The organism is Emticicia sp. (assembly GCF_049241225.1).
Lineage (GTDB): Bacteria > Bacteroidota > Bacteroidia > Cytophagales > Spirosomataceae > Emticicia.
On record NZ_JBMLRC010000359.1, the window covers coordinates 1 to 4,829 of the forward strand.

6 protein-coding genes are annotated in these 4,829 nt (G+C 36.8%); all 6 read right to left on the bottom strand.

The window, feature by feature from the left end:
• Positions 1 to 1,073, bottom strand: a 1,073-nt coding sequence (fbaA, locus tag ACOVO2_RS18985) for a class II fructose-bisphosphate aldolase (protein WP_421771486.1), incomplete at its 3' end; no start/stop codon positions are given.
• Positions 1,074 to 1,253: 180 nt separating this feature from the next.
• Positions 1,254 to 2,168: a polysaccharide deacetylase family protein gene (locus ACOVO2_RS18990; protein ID WP_421771487.1), complete on the bottom strand. Its 915-nt coding sequence runs from the start codon at positions 2,166 to 2,168 to the stop codon at positions 1,254 to 1,256.
• Between the two features lie 194 nt (positions 2,169 to 2,362).
• Positions 2,363 to 3,037 carry an SGNH/GDSL hydrolase family protein gene (locus ACOVO2_RS18995; protein WP_421771488.1) on the bottom strand — a complete coding sequence of 225 codons (675 nt, stop codon included), beginning with the start codon at positions 3,035 to 3,037 and terminating at the stop codon, positions 2,363 to 2,365.
• 294 nt (positions 3,038 to 3,331) lie between these two features.
• Positions 3,332 to 3,748 (bottom strand): hypothetical protein, encoded by a 417-nt coding sequence (locus ACOVO2_RS19000; protein WP_421771489.1) that lies wholly within the window; start codon positions 3,746 to 3,748, stop codon positions 3,332 to 3,334.
• Between the two features lie 120 nt (positions 3,749 to 3,868).
• Positions 3,869 to 4,294, bottom strand: a complete 426-nt coding sequence (locus tag ACOVO2_RS19005; RefSeq protein WP_421771490.1) for a T9SS type A sorting domain-containing protein — start codon at positions 4,292 to 4,294, stop codon at positions 3,869 to 3,871.
• A 130-nt stretch (positions 4,295 to 4,424) separates the two neighbouring features.
• The coding region (locus ACOVO2_RS19010) for a T9SS type A sorting domain-containing protein (protein ID WP_421771491.1) at positions 4,425 to 4,829 on the bottom strand (405 nt) is incomplete at its 5' end.

Genomic DNA, 4,829 nt, shown 5'->3' on the forward strand with positions numbered 1-4,829 from the left:
CCTTCGTTACGATTGATACAATCTAAATCTTCGAAAGCTACTTTCAAACGAGCAATCATATTTTCTTCGCCTTTGCGTAACCATACACGTGGGTCGTAATATTTTTTGTTCGGAGAATCTTCGCCTTCTGGGTTGCCCAATTGCGACTGTAAGTATCCTTCTTTGTCTTTATAGTATTTCAAGATACCTTCCCAAGTTGACCATTGTACGTCAGTGTCGATGTTCATTTTCACTGCACCGTATTTGATGGCTTCTCTGATTTCTTCACGTGAACTACCCGAACCACCGTGGAATACGAAGTTTACTGGTAAATTACCCGTTCCGAATTTCTCTTGGATGAAATCTTGTGAGTTTTTCAAGATGATTGGCGATAATTTCACGTTACCTGGTTTATAAACACCGTGTACGTTTCCGAATGCCGCAGCGATTGTGAAGTTCGGAGAAATCTTGCCTAATTCTTCGTAAGCATAAGCTACTTCCGAAGGTTGTGTATAAAGTTTCGAGCTATCAACGTCTGAATTGTCAACGCCGTCTTCTTCACCACCCGTCACACCTAATTCGATTTCGAGGGTCATGCCCATTTTGGCCATTCTCTCTAAGTATTTTGCACAGATTTCGATATTTTCCTCCAAAGGCTCTTCTGATAAATCAATCATGTGCGAGCTAAACAATGGTTTGCCGTGTTGAGCAAAGAATTTTTCACCTGCATCTAACAAACCGTCTATCCAAGGTAATAATTTTTTTGCACAGTGGTCAGTGTGAAGTACAACTGGAATACCATACATTTCGGCGATTTGATGCACGTGCATCGCACCCGAAATTGCTCCAGCAATGGCTGCTTCTTGATTTTTGTTTGGTAAACTTTTACCAGCGTAGAAAGAAGCTCCACCATTTGAAAATTGAATAATAACTGGCGAATTTACAGCTTTAGCTGCTTCCATTACACCATTTACAGAGTTAGTTCCAACAACATTTACCGCAGGAAGGGCGTAATCATTTTCGTTGGCGTGACGTAACAAAGCATTCAAAGCTTCACCTGTAACAACGCCTGGCTTAATCAAAGATTGACTCATGAGTACCGTTTTTGAATTTTAAAGAGATTTAATGTAATTATAATGATAGATGAAGCCTAATTGATGAATTCTGATGCAAATTAAAGATTTTTCGATAAAATATTGCTGTTTTGATATTAAAATTTAAGAGAATAAGGAAGGCTTCGTTCGGAACGAAGCCTTCCTTTTAAACCTTAACATTTATTTCCCATCATACAAAGCCTGAATATTGGCTGGTATTTCGGGGTCTTTTAGTGTATTTTTCTTTTTATCGGTCATTCGCCAACGATGCAACCACGAAAAACCATTGGTCGTAATGACTCGCTCGGGGCGACTATACATTTCATCTTGCAGTGCTTCTTTCAGTGTTACGAATGTGTAGCCTCGCTTTCGCATCAAATCAATGAGTTCGTTGAAATACTCGGCATTGAGGGCATTGGCATGGCACAAGAAAATATGTTTGATTGGTCGGCCAGCTACCTCTTGCGTGAGTTTTTCGTAATAATCAAAATAGGCTTCGGTGTGTTTGAGGTATTTTTCGGCCACTTCTTTCATCAAAGTTTTATTGTTGGCTTTTAGGGCGTCCATGTAAACTTTGTTGAAAACCCAATCATCAGCATCAATCGTAACTGGTGCATTTTGATAGCCTTTTTCGGCCAAAAATGCTTGAAAACCGTATTTTTTCAGACTATCAGAACCTGTATGCAAAAACGGGAATCTGAAATATTTCTCAGTCTGACCATATTTCTGTTTCAGTTTTTCGGTCAGAATTTCACCTTTTAGGGTTTCTGCCTTGAAATCTTCGAGCGATAATTTACTGAAAGATGGATGCGAAAAAGTATGATTGCCCAACTGTTGGCCATTAGCCAACCAAGCATCCAATAAAGCAACTCGTTCGTCGATTTGGCCTAACTTATAAACCGAATTTTCGTTGACAAAACCTACGGTTGTGAGTTTTTGTTGTTTAATCTTACTTAGCAGTTTTGTGGTTGATTCTTGGGCGTGTTTGAGCGAAAGTTCCTGCACAAAAGGCAAATCATCAATCGTGATAGCGATTTGTTTTTGGGCATTTGAGATAAAACTGATGAATGTTAAAACTATACAAAGACTTCTCATAGTGATTTAGAGCGAATGAAATGGAAAATAGTTTATGATTATTTCACCCCTTCGGGGTTTGTTTAATAGCATATTTACTTGTTTATCTATCATCATTTCACCTCTTCGAGGTTTTACCTCTGAAATAAATAAAGAAGACTTCGCTGAAAAGAACGCCCAGTCTGAAGTCTTCTTTATAATTTTTTTAAATAAACTTACTTCACTACTGCTTTCATCATCAAATCGGCTACAAATTGATTACCGATTTCATTCAAATGCACTCGGTCAGTTGTTAAGATACCTGATTCTTTGTTAGTGGGGTTATTTTTGAGATTATAACCTATAAATTCTTTGCGTAAATCAATGAGCGGGCAATCGAATTTGGCAGAAATCGTACGGATGATATTTGAGTAATGATTCAAATCGCCATCTTGTTGATTGCTATTGTCTGTGCGTTCGCCAATGGCGGCTGGTGTGCAGCAGATTACTTTGATACCTTGCGACTGCATTTTTTTGATAAGAGCCGTGTAGAAATTACCAAATTTATCGGCATCGGTACCTGTTCCGTAGCTGGCTTTGTGCCAAACATCATTTACACCTACATAAATTACGACCACATCAGGCTTTTGTGAAAGCACATCGTCTTCCATTCTTAGGTACAAATCATACACTTTATTTCCGCCGATACCCGCTCCTATCAACTGAAATTTATCTTTAATGCCTTGTTTTTCGAGCATTTCTTTCATTTTGGTGATGTATCCACCTGGATTTACGCCTGCTTGCGTAATAGAATCGCCAAAGAAAATAACTTTAGTGGGTTTGTCTTGTGTAAGAGAAAACATTGAAAATGAGAGTAATACTAAAAGTAGAGTTTTGAAAGAGGTTTTCATTGAGTTTTATTAAAATGGAATGGTTGAATAATTTGAATTTACGAATTAATCGAATGACGAGTAACGAATAATCAAACACTTAGAAGCCGAATAAATCTATTCTCTAATCAAGATTAATTATTTGTAAACGAAAGTAAAAAGATATTGGCAGAAAACAAAAAACAGCGTTTCGGAAAGTTCCAAAACGCTGTCTAAATCCCCTAAACTAAATACTAACTAATTTTTTCAAGACTACGGTCGATAGACAACTGATAACATTTCTATGGACTGCCGACTATCGACCGTGGACTAATATTACTTCACCTCAACTGAGCGATATTCTGCTGGTGTTGGTGCGTGTGTTTCTAAATTTACTTCTTTTGAAATCACCTCTTTACCATTCGAGATTTCAAAACGATATTTACCATCCGAGAGACCTGTCAAATCAAATTTCTTTGAGAATTTGTTGGTTTGCTTACCTACAACTTCCGAATAAATGATTTCATTTCGGTCGTTTCTTAATGTGATATCTAGTGCTTTGCCATCTTGTTTTTCAATTAAAACATTAACTTTCATCGAGTTAATGACACGATACATGCCTACGTTAAATGTGCGTTTGCTGGCAGTTTTACTTTCATCTTTTTTGCCGATTGGCTCTGATGCTAATACTGTTGAGAATGTGAATACACCTGCTACAAGAGCGATTGCGAAATTTTTAACTGTCGTTTTCATAATTTTGTGATTGACTTTAAATGTTTGTAATTGTTATAGCTTTTTCGATTATAAGATGCTGTGATTGTTAGCTGCGTTGCACTGTTTTGACTAATCGGTCGATATTAGTGATAAGCGGTATTAGTAACTTAAAGTGCCTTTTCCTTTGAGGATTTCTTTAGTAATAACATACTCACCGTTGGTGATTTCGATGAAATATTTACCAGTTTCGATTGTCGAGAAATCATATCTGAAATTATATCCAGTGGCTTTTTTGCTGATTCTTTCTTCGCTCAATACATTGCCTTTTTCGTTCATTAATTTTACGGTAGCGATTTTACCTGCATCTTTTGTCAATGACAAATTCAATAGCAATGAGTTTACATTTCCTACTTCATACATTCCTACATTGAGGTTGCTCATTTTATAGTTAAGTAGTGAATTTGAGGTCGTAGCCGTTTCTGTTTTCTCTACTTTTTTATCTTCTTTTTTGTCTTCGGCGTTTGCATTGAAGAATACTGTTGTTGCTAATAAAGCGATGGCGATTGTTGATTTTAACGTTTTCATAATTTTGGAGCGGCGAACCGCAGTTTTAATTTTTTTATAGCTTTTTCGATATTTTAATTATAAGATGTTGTGATTGTTGTTTACGTTTCGAGTTTTAGCACAATCGGTCAAAACTCTTGATGAGCGGTTTTTAGTAGCTCAACGTACCTTTTCCTTTAAGAATCTCTTTAGTGATAATGTGGTTGCCGTTAGTTACTTCGATGAAATATTTACCAGAGGCAGATTCTGAAAAATCGAATCGGAAGTTGCAAGCTGTTTCTTTTTTACCAATTCTTTCTTGTGTCAATACTGTTCCGTTTTCATCCATCAATTTCACTACAGCTATTTTATCGGCATCTTTTGTAAGCGTGAAATTCAATTTCATTGAGTTTACGTTTCCTACTTCATACATTCCTACTTTGAGGTTACTCATTTTGTAGTTAGCCAATGAGCTTGAAGCGGCTGAGGTTTCGTTTTTCTCCAATTTTTTATCTTCTGCATTTGCATTGAAGAATACTGTTGTTGCTAATAAAGCGATGGCGATTGTTGATTTTAA

Coding starts and splice junctions, on each gene's coding strand:
- ACOVO2_RS18990 (WP_421771487.1), bottom strand. CDS start 2,168: ATGAGAAGTCTTTGTATAGTTTTAACATTCATCAGTTTTATCTCAAAT.
- ACOVO2_RS19005 (WP_421771490.1), bottom strand. CDS start 4,294: ATGAAAACGTTAAAATCAACAATCGCCATCGCTTTATTAGCAACAACA.
- ACOVO2_RS18995 (WP_421771488.1), bottom strand. CDS start 3,037: ATGAAAACCTCTTTCAAAACTCTACTTTTAGTATTACTCTCATTTTCA.
- ACOVO2_RS19000 (WP_421771489.1), bottom strand. CDS start 3,748: ATGAAAACGACAGTTAAAAATTTCGCAATCGCTCTTGTAGCAGGTGTA.